Raw genomic sequence first — 15,537 nt, 5'->3', positions numbered from 1 at the left:
TATTTTGCCCACCCCCGATGGGATTCATGAAGGTCGTTCCGCTCTCATCCTTTAGTTCTAGGGCTTTCGTCCCACCACGCATCCCGCGTGTGCGGCTGACGAGGCGCCAGGCAGGACCTTCCCCGGTCAGGACCTCAGATACGTCAGCACGGCCAGCACCCGGCGGTGATCCCCATCACTAGGGGAAAGCCCAAGCTTCAGAAAGATATTGCTGACATGTTTCTCGACCGCGCCGTCGCTCACGACCAGCTGCTTGGCGACCGCCGAGTTCGTCCGCCCCTCGGCCATCAGCCCGAGGACCTCACGCTCGCGGGGCGTCAGCCCCGCCAGCACGTCCTGCTTCCGGCTCCGGCCCAGCAACTGGGCGACCACCTCGGGGTCCAGCGCGGTCCCGCCCCTGGCCACTCGGACGACGGCGTCCACGAACTCCCTGACCTCGGCCACCCGGTCCTTGAGCAGATACCCCACGCCCCGGCTGCTGCCGGCCAGCAGCTCGGTCGCGTACTGCTCCTCGACGTACTGCGAGAGCACCAGCACCCCGATCCCCGGATGGTCCCGGCGCAGCCGCACGGCAGCCCGTACCCCCTCATCGGTGTGGGTCGGCGGCATCCGTACGTCCGCGACCACCACATCCGGCAGCGCGCCCTGGTCCGCCAGATCACCCACGGTCTTGATAAGCGCCTCCCCGTCACCGACACCGGCGACGACATCGTGCCCGCGGTCGGTCAGCAGCCGGGTCAGGCCCTCCCGCAGCAGCACTGAGTCCTCGGCGATGACGACCCGCACTCTGTCCTCCACGATGTTGCCGCCCCCATGAGGTGAGATCTGTCCCCTGTGTGCCCTCCAGCATCCCAGTATTCGGATCGCTCCGCGCCCACCCGCCAGGAAATGGGCCCCACCGCCTGGTGAAGCCTCCCGGGCGGGGGCGCCCGGAAGGCAGCACACCGTACGAGGTCGCACCGTACGAGGTACGCCGTACGCAGTCACGCCGTACGAGGTCGCCGTACGAGGTCACGCCGTACCTCGCTCCATGAGCGTCAGCAGCGTCAGCCCCGCCAGGGCAGCTCCGCCGTCACCGTCGTCGGACCGCCGGCCGGGGAGTCGATGACCAGGATCCCGTCCACCGCGTCCAGCCGCTCCGCCAGCCCGGCCAGTCCGCTGCCCGCCGTCGCGTCCGCCCCGCCCCTGCCGTTATCCGTGACCTGAAGCATCAGCCGGTCCTGCGTCTGCCACACCTCCACCGTCGCCAGGCTCGCCCTGGCGTGCTTGCTGACGTTCTGCAGCAGCTCGGAGACCGTGAAGTAGGCGATCCCCTCGATCGCGGCGGCCGGCCGGCAGGGGAGATCGACCTCCACCTTCACCGGGACCGTGCAGCGGGAGGCGACGGCGGACAGCGCCGCGTCCAGTCCCCGGTCGGTGAGGACGGCCGGATGGATGCCGCGCGCCAGATCGCGCAGCTCCTGGAGCGCCGTCTTCACCTCGCCGTGCGCCTCGCCGACCATACGAGCCGCGGCCTCCGGGTCCTCCGCCAGCTTCTCCTTCGCCAGCCCCAGATCCATGGCCAGGGCCACCAGCCTGGCCTGCGCGCCGTCGTGCAGATCGCGTTCGATACGGCGCAGATCGGCGGCGGCCGTGTCGACCACCACCCCCCGGTCCGACTCCAGCTCCGAGACCCGGGTGGCCAGCCGGGACGGGCCGAGCAGCCCCATCACCAGCAGCCGGTCCACCGTCGCCAGGCCGCGTATCAGCCAGGGGGAGAAGAGCACCAGCACCAGCCCCACCACGGAGGTGGCGGCTATCTCGAACGGGGTGTCCAGGAAGAAGCCGTCCCCCGCGCCGTCGCTGTAGATCGCGATTCCCGACTGGTCGAGATGGTCAGGAAACACCCAATGCCACAGCGGATACGAGAACAGCCCCCAGCCCACGCTCCAGAACGTCAGGGACACCACGAACGCGAACACCGCCCACGGGAAATGCAGGATCGCGTAGAGCAGATGGCGCCAGGACACCCCGCTCTTCAGCACCGCGCCGACCCAGGACATCAGCCCGCTCTTCGCGCCCCGGGCCGGCGCCGGATCCGGCACATCGAGCCCCAGCAGCCCCCGCGCCCGCGCCCGCTCCATCATCCCGAAGCCGCGGCAGCCGGCCAGCCCCACCGCCAGCACGGGCACCCCGAGGAAGGTGACCAGCAGCCCCGCCCCGAGCGCGATGGTCACCATCGCGTAGCTGAACAGCACCGTGCTGATGGGCAGGCTGAGCAGCAGATAGCCGAACTCGCGCCAGGTGCGCCCCTCCACCGGGGCGCGCAGGGCCGGCGGAAGGAAGTGGGGCCGCGGCTGCGATCCGTAATCCAAGGCCATGGGTGTGGTCCGTTCTGCGAGCGGGCTGAAGGAGAGCGGGCTGCGTGCTTCCATGTCCTCCATGCTCCCGGGGCCGGAGCGCCCGCACCATGAGGCCGGTCTCCGTCTTTGCCCTGGGGTTTTCCCCACCCCCGAGGTGTGGTCGCGCCCCCCCCGGAGCCGAACTCAGCCCTTACCGCGCCGCCGCCACGGCAGCTCCGCCGTGACGATCGTCGGCCCGCCGGCCGGGGATTCGAGGACGAACAGACCGTCGACCGCGTCGAGCCGCTCGGACAGCCCGGACATGCCCGTACCGCCGTCCAGCCGCGCGCCACCGCGCCCGTCGTCCTGCACCTGGATCAGCAGCCGGTCGTCCCGTCGCCACACATCCACCGCCGCCATCCGCGCCTCGCTGTGCTTGCTGACGTTCTGCAGCAGCTCGGAGACCGTGAAATACGCGATGCCCTCGATCGCCTCGGCCGGCCGCTCGTCCAGATCCACGGTCACCTTCACCGGGACCGTGCAGCGGGAGGCGATGGAGGAGAGCGCCGCGTCCAGCCCCCGGTCGGTGAGGACGGCCGGATGGATACCGCGCGCCAGATCGCGCAGCTCCTGCAACGCCAGCTTCACCTCGCCGTGCGCCTCGTCGACCATGCTCGCCGCCGTCTCCGGATCCTCCAGCAGCTTCTCCTTGGCGAGGCCGAGCCCCATGGCCAGGGCCACCAGCCTGGCCTGCGCGCCGTCGTGCAGATCGCGTTCGATACGGCGCAGATCGGCGGCGGCCGTGTCGACCACCACCCCCCGGTCCGACTCCAGCTCCGCGATCCGCCGCTCCAGCTCGTCGGAGGGCGAGAGCAGCGCCCGCACCATCGCCCGGTCGACATTGGCGAGCCCGCGCGCCACGTAGGGGAGGACCGGCCAGAACACGAAGAGGCCGGTCAGCGTGACGCCGAACGTCAGCACGCCCCAGGGCAGCCGGATGAACTCGTACAGCACGGTCCGCCAGGCCACCGGATCCTTCAGCCCGGCCCATATCCGGCCGAGCAGCCCGTCGGGGCGCCGTCCGGGGCCGTGCAGCGGGCTCGGCTCGTCGATCCGTACCCCGAGCAGCGCGCGCGCCCGCGCCCGCTCCGCCCGGCCGAGCAGCCGAGCGCCCGCGAGACCGCAGACCAGCCACGGCAGCCCGACCACCGTCACCGAAAGCCCCACACCGGTGGAGACCGTGAACACCACATAGATGAATCCGACCAGCGAAGCCGGAAGGTTCACCAGGAGGTGCGCGATCTCCTTCCAGGTGTGCCGGTCGAACGCGAAGCGCGCGGGTGGCGGACGGTCATCGTCGGGGAGGCTGCTGCTCACGGTCATAAGGACCAAGCCTGCACGTAGCGGATGGCGCGCGCCATGGGGTAGCTGGGCCCGCCGGAGTAGGGATAACCCCACTATGCGGGACGCGGCTGCTTACCGAACCTTTAACAGGGCCTAGACTCCCGTCCGTACAGATCGTCGAAGAAGCTGCTACGAGGTCAGGGAGCGAGGGGCGGACGTGTCGCAACCGACCGTTCTCGCGTCGGACTACTTCCAGAGCTATTCGGTGGTCGGACTGCTCGCGGTCGTCGGCGTGCTGTTCGTCGCCGTCGCCTTCGGGGCGGGCCGGCTGCTGCGGCCGGTGGTGCCGACGCCGGAGAAACTGCTCACCTACGAATGCGGCGTGGACCCCGTGGGCGAGGGCTGGGCACACACCCAGGTCCGCTACTACGTCTACGCGTTCCTCTATGTGATCTTCGCCGTCGACTCGATCTTCCTGTTCCCCTGGGCGACCGTCTTCGCCGCCCCCGGATACGGCGCCACGACGCTGGTCGAGATGTTCATCTTCCTCGGCTTCCTGGCCGTAGGACTGCTCTACGCATGGAAGAAGGGCGTCCTGGAATGGACGTGACCCCCACTCCCGCTCCCGAACTCCTGCCAACCGTGTCCGCCGACGGGCCCGCCGACGGGCCCGCCGGGATCGGAACCGGAGACGCGACCGGTATCGGAGACACGAGCGGAAGCGGAAAGCGGCTCGGTGTGCTCTCCCGGCTGGCACCGCAGCCCATGAAGGTGGTCCTCAACTGGGGCCGCCGCTACAGCCTCTGGGTCTTCAACTTCGGACTCGCCTGCTGCGCCATCGAGTTCATCGCCGCGTCCATGGCCCGGCACGACTTCATCCGGCTCGGAGTGATCCCCTTCGCCCCGGGACCGCGCCAGGCCGACCTGATGGTCGTCTCCGGCACCGTCACGGACAAGATGGCGCCGGCCGTGAAGCGGCTGTACGAGCAGATGCCCGAGCCCAAGTACGTGATCTCCTTCGGCGCCTGCTCCAACTGCGGTGGCCCGTACTGGGACTCCTACTCCGTGACGAAGGGCGTCGACCAGATCATCCCGGTCGACGTCTACGTACCGGGCTGCCCGCCCCGCCCCGAGGCGCTGCTCCAGGGCATCCTGAAGCTCCAGGAGAAGATCGCCCGCGAATCGCTCGGCGAGCGCTACGCCTCGGCCGGCCGGCCGTCGGCCGCCGCACTGCGCAGCGGACTGGTCACCCCGCCACCGCCGCCGACGCCGGGGGAGAGCGCTTCGTGAACGCATACGACCGGCTGCCGGACGCCGCCGCCGAGTTCTTCGGCGAGGGGGCCACGGCCGAGCGGACCTACGACCTGCTGACGGTCGATGTCCCCGCCGAGTCCTGGATCCCCGCTCTCGAAACCGCCCGCGACCGGCTGGGCTGCACCTACTTCGACTGGCTGAGCGCGGTCGACGAGCCGGGCACAGGCTTCCGCGTCTGCGCCCATGTCGTCGCCCTGGAGGGCGGTACGGTCCGCCGGCTGCTGGTCCGTACGACCGTCCCGCACGACGCGGCCGTCCTGCCCACGGCCGTCGGCGTCTACGCGGGCGCGGGCTGGCACGAGCGCGAGACGCACGAGATGTTCGGCGTCTCCTTCTCCGGCCACCCCCATCTCGTTCCCCTCCTTCTCCCCGAGGAGTTCGAGGGGTATCCGCTGCGCAAGGACTTCGTTCTGGCGGCGCGGGTCGTCAAGGCGTGGCCGGGTGCGAAGGAGCCGGGGGAGTCCGAACACGGTGGCCCGAAGCGGCGCCAGATGCTCCCGCCCGGTGTGCCCGACCCGAACGAATGGGGCCCCCTCAAGGGACAGTTGCCCCCGGCGCCGGCCCGACCCGCCCGCGGGGCACGCGCCGCGGGTGCCGGTGGCGCGGGTGCCGGTGGCGGTGGCGCCGCGGGCGACCGCCCGGTCCGCCGCGCGCGCAGCGTCACGCAGGGCTCGGCGAGCCAGCAGCCGGAGGGCACGACCCCGGACGCGCCGTGGCGCAAGCCCCCTTCGACCGAGAACCCTGAGAGCGAAAGCCCCCGGAGCGAAGGTCCCAAGCCCCGAGGTCCCAAGCCCGAAAGCCCTAAGCCCGAAAGCCCCGAGCCCGAAAACCCCGAGAGCGACCGCCGCCCCGAAGGAGACGCGTGAACGACGTACTCGACGTCGCCCTCCGGCTGGCCGTCGTCTTCGCCGTGTTCCTGGTCGTTCCCCTTGTCGTCGGTCAGACCGAACACAAGGTGATGGCCCATATGCAGGGCCGTCTCGGCCCCATGCACGCGGGCGGCTTCCACGGCTGGGCCCAGCTCGTCGCGGACGGGGTCAAGTTCGCGCAGAAGGAGGATGTGGTCCCGGCCAACGCCGACCGCCGGATCTTCCAACTCGCCCCGGCCGTCGCGCTTCTGCCGTACCTCCTCGTGCTGGTCGCGATCCCCATCGGCCCGAGCGAGGGCGCGGTCGGCCAGGTCGTCGACGCGGGCATCTTCTTCGTGCTCGCCGTGATGGGCATCGGGGTGCTCGGCTCGCTCATGGCGGGCTGGGCCTCGGCCAACAAGTTCTCCCTCCTCGGTGGTCTGCGTACCGCCGCACAACTGCTCGCGTACGAGCTGCCGATGCTGCTCGCCGCCGCCTCCGTCGCGATGGCGGCCGGTACCGTCTCCCTGCCCGGCATCCTCAACGCCTTCGAGTGGTGGTGGCTGCCCTGGCAGATCGTCGGCGCCCTCGTCTTCTTCGTCGCCGGTCTCGCGGAACTCCAGCGCCCTCCCTTCGACATGCCCGTCGCCGACTCCGAGATCATCTTCGGCGCCTACACCGAATACACGGGACTGCGCTTCGCGCTTTTCCTGCTCGCCGAGTACGCGGGCATCGTCGTCCTCTGCGCACTGACCACCGTCCTCTTCCTCGGCGGCTGGCACGGCCCGCTCGGGGACGACGGACTCGGCTGGGTCTGGACGCTCCTCAAGGCGGCCGTCCTCGCGTTCCTCGTCATCTGGCTGCGGGTGAGCTACCCGCGGCTGCGTGAGGACCAGTTGCAGAAGCTCGCCTGGACCGTTCTCATCCCGCTCGCTCTCGCGCAGATCGCGCTCACCGGCATCGTGAAGGTGGCGATCAACTAATGGCCCCCTCGTTTCCCGGCTCCGGTCTGGCCAAGGGCCTGGCCGTCACCCTGCGGACGATGACCAAGAAGACCGTCACCCACCAGTACCCGGAAGCACAGCCCGAACTCCCGCCCCGCACCCGTGGGGTGATCGGACTGTTCGAGGAGAACTGCACGGTCTGCATGCTCTGCGCCCGTGAGTGCCCCGACTGGTGCATCTATATCGACTCCCACAAGGAGACGGTGCCGGCCGCCGTCCCCGGAGGGCGCGAACGCAGCCGCAATGTCCTCGACCGGTTCGCCATCGACTTCGCGCTCTGCATGTACTGCGGTATCTGCATCGAGGTCTGTCCTTTCGACGCTCTCTTCTGGTCGCCGGAGTTCGAGTACTCGGAGACGGACATCCGTGACCTCACCCACGAGCGGGACAAGCTCCGCGAGTGGATGTGGACGGTGCCCGCGCCGCCCGCTCTCGACCCGGCGGCCGAGGAGCCGAAGGAGCTCGGCGCCGCCCGCAAGACCGTCGAGAAGCTCGCGACGGCGGCGCGGCGGGAGCGGGAACAGGAGGCGGGCGAGTGAGCCCCGCAGCGCACGGCTTCCTGTCGCCCAGCGGTGTCGAGATCGCCTTCCTCCTCGTCGGGCTGGTCACCTTCGGCGCGGCCATCGTCACCGTCACGACCAAACAGCTGGTGCACGCCGCTCTCTGGCTGGTCGTCACGCTCGGCGGCCTGGCCGTCGAATATCTGCTGCTCACGGCGGAGTTCATCGCCTGGGTGCAGGTCCTGATCTATCTCGGTTCCGTGGTGGTCCTCCTTCTCTTCGGGCTGATGCTCACCAAGGCGCCCATCGGCCGCTCCCCGGACGCCGATTCGGGCAACCGTCCGGTCGCCCTCGCGGTGGCCGTCGTCGCCGCCGGGTCCCTGGTCTGGGTGGTCGTCGACGCGTTCCGTACGACCTGGATCGACCTGGACGGGCCCGCGCAGGGCTCCACCGAGGTGACCGGCCACTTCCTGTTCCGCAACTGGGTACTGCCCTTCGAAGCACTCTCCGTGCTCCTGCTGGCCGCACTCGTCGGAGCGATCGTCCTCTCCCGTAAGCGCGGCGCGACAGCGAAGAGCAGCACAGCGAAGAGCAGCACCGCCGCGAAGAACAGCACCGCCGCCAAGAACAGCCGTAGCGGTAAGGAGCAGCGCTGATGCATCTCGCCTATCCCGCCGTGCTCGCGGCCCTGCTGTTCTGCACCGGGCTGTACGGAGTGCTCGCGCGGCGCAACGCGATCCTCGTCCTGATGTCCGTCGAGCTGATGCTCAACGCCGTCAATCTCAATCTGGTCGCCTTCGACGTCTGGCTCCGCGACACCCTGCACGCCGGCCAGGCGCTCACCCTCTTCGTCATCGCCATCGCCGCCGCGGAGATCGGCATCGGCCTGGCGATCGTCCTGATGGTCTACCGCAACAGCGGCACCTCGGACATCGACAGGCTCCGCGACACCGCCGAAGGCTCCGGGGGCCCCGACACCCTTGGGGGCGCCGGACCGGAAGCGACCGACGCCGCCCCGGCGCAGAAGGCTGAGGCCACCGCGTGACCACCACGACCCTCGCCGTTCTCGTCCCCCTCCTGCCCTTCCTGGGCGCCGTCGCGGGGCTGCTGCTCGGCCGTGTCTCACCCGGGTTCGTACGCCCGCTTGCCATCCTGCCGACCCTGGCCGCGGCGGCGTTCGCCATCGCCGTGGCCGTACGCCAGGGCGGCGGCGACGGCAACGGAACGGCACCGCTGGACGCCGCGACCCAGCTCACCCCCACCGGCTCGGTCCCCATCGACCTCGCCCTGCACATCGACGGCTTCGCGGCCCTGGTCGCCGTCCTCGTCGGCGTCGTCGCGTCGTGCGTGCAGATCTACTCGACCGGCTATCTGCGCGGCGACGCGCGCTACCCCTCCTACGCGGCTCTGGTCTCGCTCTTCACCTCCGCCATGCTGCTCGTCGTCTACTCCGGCGACCTGATGGTGCTGCTGGTCGGCTGGGAGATCATGGGCATCTGCTCGTACTTCCTCGTCGGCCACTACTGGGAGACGCCCGAGGCGCGCGCGGCCTCCCTCAAGGCCTTCCTCGTCACCAAACTCGGTGATGTCCCCTTCCTGATCGGGCTGTTCGCGCTCGCCACCGACGCCGGGACGTTCCGTATCACCGGCGTGCTGAAGACCGTCGCCGACGGTGGCCTCGACCACCCCACCCTGATCGCGCTGCTGCTGCTCGCGGGTGTGGCCGGCAAGTCCGCGCAGTTCCCGCTGCACACCTGGCTGCCCGACGCGATGGCGGGTCCCACACCCGTCTCCGCGCTGATCCACGCCGCGACGATGGTCGCCGCCGGTACCTACTTCGTGGCCCGGCTCCTTCCCGTCTTCGCCGCCTCGGCCGCCGCCCTGGTGGTGCTCGCCGTGATGGCCGCGATCACGATGGTCGGCTCGGCGCTCGCCGCCCTCGCGCAGGACGACATCAAGCGCGTCCTCGCCTACTCGACCATCGGCCAACTCGGCTATATGTCGGGCGCCCTGGCCGTGGGCGACCGTGGCGCCGCCGTCTTCCATCTCATCGCGCACGGCGCGTTCAAGGCACTCCTCTTCCTCGGCGCGGGCGTGATCATCCATGCCGCCGGCACCAACTCACTGGCCGCCATGTCCCGGATGCGCGGCCTCTCCCAGCGCATCCCGGACGCCTACTGGACGGTGACCGTCGCCCTGCTCGCGCTCGCCGCGATCCCTCCCTTCGCCGGCTTCTTCTCCAAGGAGTCCGTCCTCGTCGCCGCCGAGCACACGGCCCTCGGCGAATCCGGCGGCGCCGCCCCGGGAGCGGCGGGCTGGACCGTACTGATCGCCGGACTGCTCACCGCCCTCCTCACCGCCGCCTACGCGGCCCGCCTCTGGCTGCTGACCTTCCGCGGCCGGGGCTCCGAGGTCCCCGACTACGGCAAGCAGCCCCTCTCCATGAACGCCGTCCTGTGGGTGCTGGCCATCCCCACCATCGGCCTCGGCCTGGCCATCGGCTATCTCCCCGGCTGGTTCGACGGCCACAGCCTCGCCCCGAACCTCACCACCTCCGTCCTGGGCACGGGCGTCGCGCTCGTCGGCGGTCTGATCACCTACGGCTGCTGGCGGCACACCTCGGCGCTGGCCGCCCGCACCCCGATCGGGGCCGTCGTCCCCCACCCCGACACGGAGCCCGCCCTCGCGGAGAGGGAAGCCATCGAGATCCACACCCAGGTGTACGGCTCCATCGCGGGCGCACCCGACCCCGCGGACCCCGCCCGTCTCCTGCTGGGGCCGCTCCACCGCCACGCGGCGGCCGGCTTCCATCTCGACGCCGTCTACCACCGGCTGTTCGTACGCCCCGTCCTGGCGGCCGCCCAGCTGGTCCGCTTCCTCGACCGCGAGGTCGTCGACACGTACGTACGCGGCGCGGCCACCGGCACCGGCTGGCTCGGTGCCGCCGTACGCCGTGCCCAGACCGGAAACGTGCAGACCTACCTCAGCGCCCTGCTGGCCGGCTCCGTCGTCCTGGCGATCGCCGCCGTACTCGTCGCCGCCGGAGCGTGAGCCGTGATCGATATCAGTGAATCCGTGATGCAGTTCCTTCTCGCGTTGATCGTCGTCGGGCCGCTCATCGGGGCCGTCGCGGCGCTCCTCCCGGCCCCGCCCGGACTGCGGGGCAAGAGCCCCGACCAGGCCGTGCTGCGCCACGGCGTGACAGTGACAGGCGCGATCCTCGTCGCCGTGATCGTCCTGGCACTCGGCTTCGACCATGACCAGCCGTCAAAGATCCAGGCCACGACGGACATCAGCTGGATCGCGGCCCTGGACGTCCGGATCCACCTCGGCATCGACGGCATTTCCCTCCCTCTTCTGGTCCTGACCGCGCTGCTGACCTTCCTCTGCGCGCTCTACAGCTACTTCAAGATGCCTCCGGGCCCCTCGCCCAAGGGATTCGTCGCCCTGCTGCTCGTGCTCGAATCCGGCACGCTCGCGACCTTCGCCGTCCTCGATCTCGTGCTCTTCTTCCTGGCCTTCGAGATGGTGCTGATCCCGATGTACTTCCTCATCGCCCGCTGGGGCGGCTCGGAAGGCGTCCCCGGCGGCAGGCAGGCCGCCGCCTGGAAGTTCATCCTCTATACGCTGCTCGGCTCCGTGGTCATGCTGCTCGGCCTGCTGCTGATCGGGCTCAACGCGGGCACATTCGACATGGTGGCACTCGCCACTGACAACGGCCGTGGGCTCAGCACATCCGTGCAGCTCATCGCCGTTCTGGCGATCGGCCTCGGCCTCGCGGTCAAGACCCCGATGTGGCCGCTGCACAGCTGGCTGCCCGACGCCCACACCGCCGCCCCGACCGTCGGCTCGGTGCTCCTCGCCGGCGTGCTGCTCAAAATGGGTACGTACGGCTTCGTCCGGATCATCCTGCCCATCGCCCCCGACGGCATGCGGACCTTCGCGCCGTATCTCGCGGCCTTCGCCGTCGTCGGCATCATCTACGGCTCCCTGGCCTGTCTCGCGCTGGCCAAGCAGGGCGCGGGCGGCGACCTCAAACGGCTGATCGCGTACTCCTCCGTCGGCCACATGGGCTTCGTCCTGCTCGGCATCGCGACCATGACGCCCACCGGCGTCAACGGCGCGCTCTTCGCCAACATCGCCCACGGCCTCATCACCGGCCTGCTGTTCTTCCTGGTCGGAGCGGTCAAGGAGCGGTACGGCAGCGCCGACCTCGACACCCTCGCCGGGGCGACCGGCGCCGCGCTCTACGGCCGTGCCCCCCGCCTCGGCGGTCTGCTCGCCTTCGCGGCCGTCGCCTCCCTCGGCCTGCCCGGCCTCGCCGGATTCTGGGGCGAGATGCTCGCGATGTTCGGGGCCTTCAACCCGGCGGAGGGGCTGAGCCGCCCCGCCTTCCTCACCTTCATGGTGATCGCGGGCTTCGGCACGCTGCTCACCGCCGCGTATCTGCTGATCGTCGTACGCCGCGTCTGCATGGGCGCGCACCCGCAGGAAGCCCCGCACCCGCAGGCAGCCCCGCACGGGCACGAAGGACCGCACGGGCCCGAAGGACCGACGGTGCCGACGGCGCCGACGGCGCGCTTCACCGACGTGCGGACCTATGAGTTCGCCGCCTGGACCCCGCTCGTCGTCCTCACCGTCCTCGCCGGACTCTGGCCCGCTGTCCTGCTCGGCCTCACCGACCCCGTCGTGCAGAAGCTCCTCGCAGGAGGCAAGTCGTGACCGTGGCCGCCGAGAGCGCCGCCGGCGCCGCCAGCCTCGTCCAGTCGATCGACTGGCTCGCGATCGCGCCCCCCACCATCACGGCAGTGGTCGCCCTGATCGTGCTCGTCGCCGATCTCTTCGTACCGGAACACCGCAAGCCGCTCCTCGGCGGTATCGCGATCGCCGGTCTGGTCGCGGCGCTCCTCACCCTCCTGCCGCTGCGCGCCGGCGACCGCTCGACGTTCTGCCTCACCAACGACGCCGACGTCTGCGGCTACACCGCCGACCACTTCGCGCTGGTCATCCAGCTGCTGGTGCTCGGCGGGGCGCTGCTCACCGCACTGATCTCGCTCCACGACAGCGGGAAACTCCCCGTAGGGGAGTACTGGTTCCTGCTGCTCGCCTCGGCGGCCGGCGCCGCCCTGCTGCCCGCCTCGCGTGATCTCGCCACTCTGGTCGTCGCCCTCGAAGTGGCGTCGCTGCCCGCGTTCGCGCTCGTCGGACTGCGGCGCGGTGACCGGCTCTCCTCCGAGGCCGCGCTGAAGTTCTTCCTCTCGTCGGTGACCGCGACCGCCGTGATGCTGCTGGGCGTCAGCTTCGTGTACGCCGCGACCGGCACCCTCCACCTCACCCGGATCGCCGCGGAACTGGGGCATGTCCCCGGCCAGCTGGACACCCTCGCCAAGGCGGGCGTCGCCCTGACCCTCGTCGGCTTCGCCTTCAAGACGGCCGCCGCCCCGTTCCACTTCTGGGTGCCCGACACCTATGTGGGCGCGCCCCTGCCCATCGCCGCGTACCTCTCCGTCGTCGGGAAGGCGGTCGGCTTCTCCGGCCTCATCCTCGTGACCGTCATCGCGTTCCCCTCGTACCGCGAGGTGTGGGGCCCGGTCCTCGCGGTCCTCGCCGCGCTCACCATGACCCTGGGCAACGCGGCGGCGCTGCGTCAGTCGGCCACCCGCGCGTGGAGCGCGGTACGGCTGCTGGCCTGGTCGTCCGTGGCCCAGGCGGGCTATCTCCTGGTGCCGATCGCCGCAGCGGCGTACGCGGGCGGCGACCGGATCGGATCGACCGTCGCGTACGCCCTGATGTACGCCGTCGTGAATCTGGGCGCCTTCGCGGTCGTCGCGCTGGTGGCCCGTACGAAGCCGCTGAACCGCCTCTCCGACTACCAGGGCCTCTACGCACGGCGGCCCCTCGTCGCCCTCGCGATGGGCTTCTTCCTGCTCTGCCTGGCCGGACTGCCGCCGGGCATCATCGGCCTGTTCGCCAAGGTCACGGTCTTCTCCGCGGCCGTCGACGCGGGCCTCGGCTGGCTGGCCGTCGTCATGGCCGCCAATGTGGTGATCGCGCTGTACTACTACCTCCAGTGGACGGCGGTCCTCTTCCGCGCGCCGGAGGCGGAGCCGGAGGCCGGTACCGGCGCGGCGGAAGCCGTCGGCGCGGCCCCGGAGTCCGGGGGCGACGAGGTGGCCATCGGCCGGCCCCCCGCGGCCCTCGCCGTCGCCATCGCGCTCACGGCCGCGGCCGGTGTCGCCCTCTCCGGGGTGCCCCAGCTCGTACTACGCTTCGCCGGTACGGGCCTCTTCTGAGCCGCGCGCCAACCGGCCTCTTCTGAGCCCCGTACCGACCCCGCGCACCACGTCACACCACCACGGCCCGTACCACCGCCACCCGGACGGCGTACGCCCCTGTCCGGCGGCACAAGGGAACCCGGGCCGCCCGCCTGGCGTTGACCAGTACGGAAGGGTCCACTGAAGAGTGGAGCAGCACCAGCAAAGGGTTCCCCTGCCGCACCACTTGGAGGGCGTACCGTGCACCGCCGGCACAACGGGCTCAGGACCGCCGTACTCCTCGGGGGACTGTCCGCACTCATCATCGCGATCGGCAGTTTCTTCGGCAGTACGGGCCTGATCGTCGCGCTTGTCGTGGCGATCGGCACGAACGCGTACGCCTACTGGAACAGCGACAAGCTGTCCCTGCGCGCCATGCGCGCCCGCCCCGTCAGCGAATTCGAGGCGCCTCAGCTCTACCGCATCGTCCGTGAGCTCTCGACCGCCGCCCGCCAGCCCATGCCACGGCTCTACATCTCGCCCACACAGGCCCCCAACGCGTTCGCCACCGGCCGTAACCCGCGCAATGCCGCCGTCTGCTGCACGGAAGGCATCCTCCAGATCCTGGACGAGCGCGAGCTGCGCGGAGTCCTCGGCCATGAGCTGAGCCATGTCTACAACCGGGACATCCTGATCTCCTCCGTCGCCGGAGCCCTCGCCTCAGTGGTGATGTTCCTGGTGAACTTCGCCTGGCTGATCCCTTTCGGCCGGTCCGACGACGATGACGGCCCCGGCATCTTCGGAATGCTGCTGATCATGATTCTGGGTCCCCTCGCGGCCTCGGTCATCCAGCTCGCGGTGAGCCGTTCGCGGGAGTACGAAGCCGATGCCTCGGGCGCCCAGATCACCGGCGACCCCCTCGCTCTGGCCAGTGCGCTGCGTAAACTGGACGCCGGGACGAAACAGCTCCCGCTGCCGCCCGAGCCACGTATCGAGACCGCGAGCCACATGATGATCGCGAACCCCTTCCGTCCCGGGGACGGGGTCTCGAAGCTGTTCTCCACGCACCCGCCGATGGCGGAGCGCATCGCCCGACTGGAACAGATGGCAGGTCGCCGACCATGAAGACAATCCTGAACGTCATATGGCTCGTTCTGTGCGGTTTCTGGATGTGCCTCGGCTATCTGCTGGCAGGCGCGCTGCTCTGCATCACGATCATCGGCATCCCCTTCGGGGTGGCCGCGTTCCGTATCGGGTTCTACGCGCTGTGGCCCTTCGGCTATACGGCGGTCGACCGCCGCGACGCGGGGGCGCCCTCGTGCGTCGGCAATGTGCTGTGGCTGGTTCTCGCGGGCTGGTGGCTCGCCCTCGGCCATGTCCTCACCGGCATCGCCCTGTGCGTCACGATCATCGGAATCCCGCTGGGCCTGGCCAACTTCAAGCTGATTCCCATCTCGCTGGCGCCGCTCGGCAAGGAAATCGTCCCCACTGACCAGCCGTTCGCGGCCCGCTGACCGCTTCCCGCGCTGCCGGCCGCTTCCTGTGCATACGCCATGAACTCCCGGCGGTCACGCCTCCAGGTGCAACCGCCACCCGCCCGTACAGCGTCTTCCAGGGCAAGACCGTACGAGAGGCAGGTTCATGGCATGGGTGTCATCAGCTGGATCATTCTAGGACTTCTCGCCGGGGCCGCCGCCAAGATTCTGCTCCCCGGCCGGGACCCGGGCGGACTGATCGGTACGACCCTCATCGGTATCGCGGGAGCCTTCATCGGCGGCTGGATCTCGGCCCGTTGGCTCGACCATCCCATCAGCAAGGAGTTCTACGACGGGGCGACCTGGATTTCGGCGATCGGCGGCGCTCTTGTGCTGCTCGTTCTCTACCGGCTTCTTTTCGGCCACTCCCGCGCCCGCTGACCCGGCTCCGCTGACCCGGCGGCCGTCGACCCCGCG

The 15,537-nt window shown here is 70.2% G+C and carries 16 protein-coding genes; 13 read left to right on the top strand and 3 right to left on the bottom strand.

Going from position 1 to position 15,537, the window contains the following annotated elements:
* Positions 1-126 precede the first annotated feature (126 nt).
* The 3 genes from ACFRMN_RS03840 to ACFRMN_RS03830 all read right to left on the bottom strand — a co-directional run bounded on the left by ACFRMN_RS03840 (position 127) and on the right by ACFRMN_RS03830 (position 3,704).
* Positions 127-786 (bottom strand): response regulator, encoded by a 660-nt coding sequence (locus ACFRMN_RS03840; RefSeq protein WP_383013038.1) that lies wholly within the window; start codon positions 784-786, stop codon positions 127-129.
* Between the two features lie 260 nt (positions 787-1,046).
* Positions 1,047-2,360, bottom strand: coding sequence for a sensor histidine kinase (locus ACFRMN_RS03835; protein ID WP_383013035.1), 1,314 nt, complete (start codon positions 2,358-2,360; stop codon positions 1,047-1,049).
* Between the two features lie 165 nt (positions 2,361-2,525).
* Positions 2,526-3,704, bottom strand: a complete 1,179-nt coding sequence (locus ACFRMN_RS03830) for a sensor histidine kinase (RefSeq protein WP_383012683.1) — start codon at positions 3,702-3,704, stop codon at positions 2,526-2,528.
* Positions 3,705-3,882: 178 nt separating this feature from the next.
* Between ACFRMN_RS03830 and ACFRMN_RS03825 the strand changes: the two genes are divergently transcribed.
* From ACFRMN_RS03825 to ACFRMN_RS03765, 13 genes are all read left to right on the top strand, one after another.
* Positions 3,883-4,275, top strand: a complete 393-nt coding sequence (locus ACFRMN_RS03825) for an NADH-quinone oxidoreductase subunit A (protein ID WP_240045916.1) — start codon at positions 3,883-3,885, stop codon at positions 4,273-4,275.
* Positions 4,266-4,955, top strand: coding sequence for an NADH-quinone oxidoreductase subunit B (locus ACFRMN_RS03820; protein ID WP_383012680.1), 690 nt, complete (start codon positions 4,266-4,268; stop codon positions 4,953-4,955). Before ACFRMN_RS03825 ends, ACFRMN_RS03820 begins: the two co-directional genes overlap by 10 nt.
* Positions 4,952-5,845: an NADH-quinone oxidoreductase subunit C gene (locus ACFRMN_RS03815; protein WP_383012677.1), complete on the top strand. Its 894-nt coding sequence runs from the start codon at positions 4,952-4,954 to the stop codon at positions 5,843-5,845. The genes ACFRMN_RS03820 and ACFRMN_RS03815 overlap by 4 nt, the downstream gene beginning before the upstream one ends.
* On the top strand, positions 5,842-6,810 hold the full coding sequence (locus ACFRMN_RS03810; protein WP_383012674.1) for an NADH-quinone oxidoreductase subunit H: 969 nt from the start codon (positions 5,842-5,844) through the stop codon (positions 6,808-6,810). Before ACFRMN_RS03815 ends, ACFRMN_RS03810 begins: the two co-directional genes overlap by 4 nt.
* Positions 6,810-7,370 carry a NuoI/complex I 23 kDa subunit family protein gene (locus ACFRMN_RS03805; protein ID WP_383012671.1) on the top strand — a complete coding sequence of 187 codons (561 nt, stop codon included), beginning with the start codon at positions 6,810-6,812 and terminating at the stop codon, positions 7,368-7,370. Before ACFRMN_RS03810 ends, ACFRMN_RS03805 begins: the two co-directional genes overlap by 1 nt.
* Positions 7,367-7,987 carry an NADH-quinone oxidoreductase subunit J gene (locus ACFRMN_RS03800; RefSeq protein WP_383012668.1) on the top strand — a complete coding sequence of 207 codons (621 nt, stop codon included), beginning with the start codon at positions 7,367-7,369 and terminating at the stop codon, positions 7,985-7,987. Before ACFRMN_RS03805 ends, ACFRMN_RS03800 begins: the two co-directional genes overlap by 4 nt.
* Positions 7,987-8,376 (top strand): NADH-quinone oxidoreductase subunit NuoK, encoded by a 390-nt coding sequence (nuoK, locus tag ACFRMN_RS03795; protein WP_383012665.1) that lies wholly within the window; start codon positions 7,987-7,989, stop codon positions 8,374-8,376. Before ACFRMN_RS03800 ends, nuoK begins: the two co-directional genes overlap by 1 nt.
* Positions 8,373-10,382, top strand: coding sequence for an NADH-quinone oxidoreductase subunit L (locus tag ACFRMN_RS03790; protein WP_383012662.1), 2,010 nt, complete (start codon positions 8,373-8,375; stop codon positions 10,380-10,382). The genes nuoK and ACFRMN_RS03790 overlap by 4 nt, the downstream gene beginning before the upstream one ends.
* Positions 10,383-10,409: 27 nt before the next feature.
* Complete coding sequence (locus ACFRMN_RS03785; protein WP_383013032.1) at positions 10,410-12,053, top strand: NuoM family protein; 1,644 nt, start codon at positions 10,410-10,412, stop codon at positions 12,051-12,053.
* Complete coding sequence (locus ACFRMN_RS03780; protein WP_383012659.1) at positions 12,050-13,624, top strand: NADH-quinone oxidoreductase subunit N; 1,575 nt, start codon at positions 12,050-12,052, stop codon at positions 13,622-13,624. The genes ACFRMN_RS03785 and ACFRMN_RS03780 overlap by 4 nt, the downstream gene beginning before the upstream one ends.
* Before the next feature lie 222 nt (positions 13,625-13,846).
* A complete protein-coding gene (gene htpX / locus ACFRMN_RS03775; RefSeq protein WP_030351401.1) occupies positions 13,847-14,710 on the top strand; it encodes a zinc metalloprotease HtpX in 864 nt (287 codons plus the stop codon).
* On the top strand, positions 14,707-15,099 hold the full coding sequence (locus ACFRMN_RS03770; protein ID WP_383012656.1) for a YccF domain-containing protein: 393 nt from the start codon (positions 14,707-14,709) through the stop codon (positions 15,097-15,099). The genes htpX and ACFRMN_RS03770 overlap by 4 nt, the downstream gene beginning before the upstream one ends.
* 132 nt (positions 15,100-15,231) lie before the next feature.
* Positions 15,232-15,501 carry a GlsB/YeaQ/YmgE family stress response membrane protein gene (locus tag ACFRMN_RS03765; protein ID WP_383012653.1) on the top strand — a complete coding sequence of 90 codons (270 nt, stop codon included), beginning with the start codon at positions 15,232-15,234 and terminating at the stop codon, positions 15,499-15,501.
* Positions 15,502-15,537 lie beyond the last annotated feature (36 nt).

Source organism: Streptomyces sp. NPDC056835 (assembly GCF_042789485.1).
Taxonomy (GTDB): Bacteria; Actinomycetota; Actinomycetes; order Streptomycetales; family Streptomycetaceae; genus Streptomyces.
This window is presented reverse-complemented; position numbering and strand designations above follow the sequence as displayed.

Coding starts and splice junctions, on each gene's coding strand:
- ACFRMN_RS03835 (WP_383013035.1), bottom strand. CDS start 2,360: ATGGCCTTGGATTACGGATCGCAGCCGCGGCCCCACTTCCTTCCGCCG.
- ACFRMN_RS03830 (WP_383012683.1), bottom strand. CDS start 3,704: ATGACCGTGAGCAGCAGCCTCCCCGACGATGACCGTCCGCCACCCGCG.
- ACFRMN_RS03820 (WP_383012680.1), top strand. CDS start 4,266: ATGGACGTGACCCCCACTCCCGCTCCCGAACTCCTGCCAACCGTGTCC.
- ACFRMN_RS03805 (WP_383012671.1), top strand. CDS start 6,810: ATGGCCCCCTCGTTTCCCGGCTCCGGTCTGGCCAAGGGCCTGGCCGTC.
- nuoK (WP_383012665.1), top strand. CDS start 7,987: ATGCATCTCGCCTATCCCGCCGTGCTCGCGGCCCTGCTGTTCTGCACC.
- ACFRMN_RS03785 (WP_383013032.1), top strand. CDS start 10,410: ATGCAGTTCCTTCTCGCGTTGATCGTCGTCGGGCCGCTCATCGGGGCC.
- ACFRMN_RS03770 (WP_383012656.1), top strand. CDS start 14,707: ATGAAGACAATCCTGAACGTCATATGGCTCGTTCTGTGCGGTTTCTGG.
- ACFRMN_RS03765 (WP_383012653.1), top strand. CDS start 15,232: ATGGGTGTCATCAGCTGGATCATTCTAGGACTTCTCGCCGGGGCCGCC.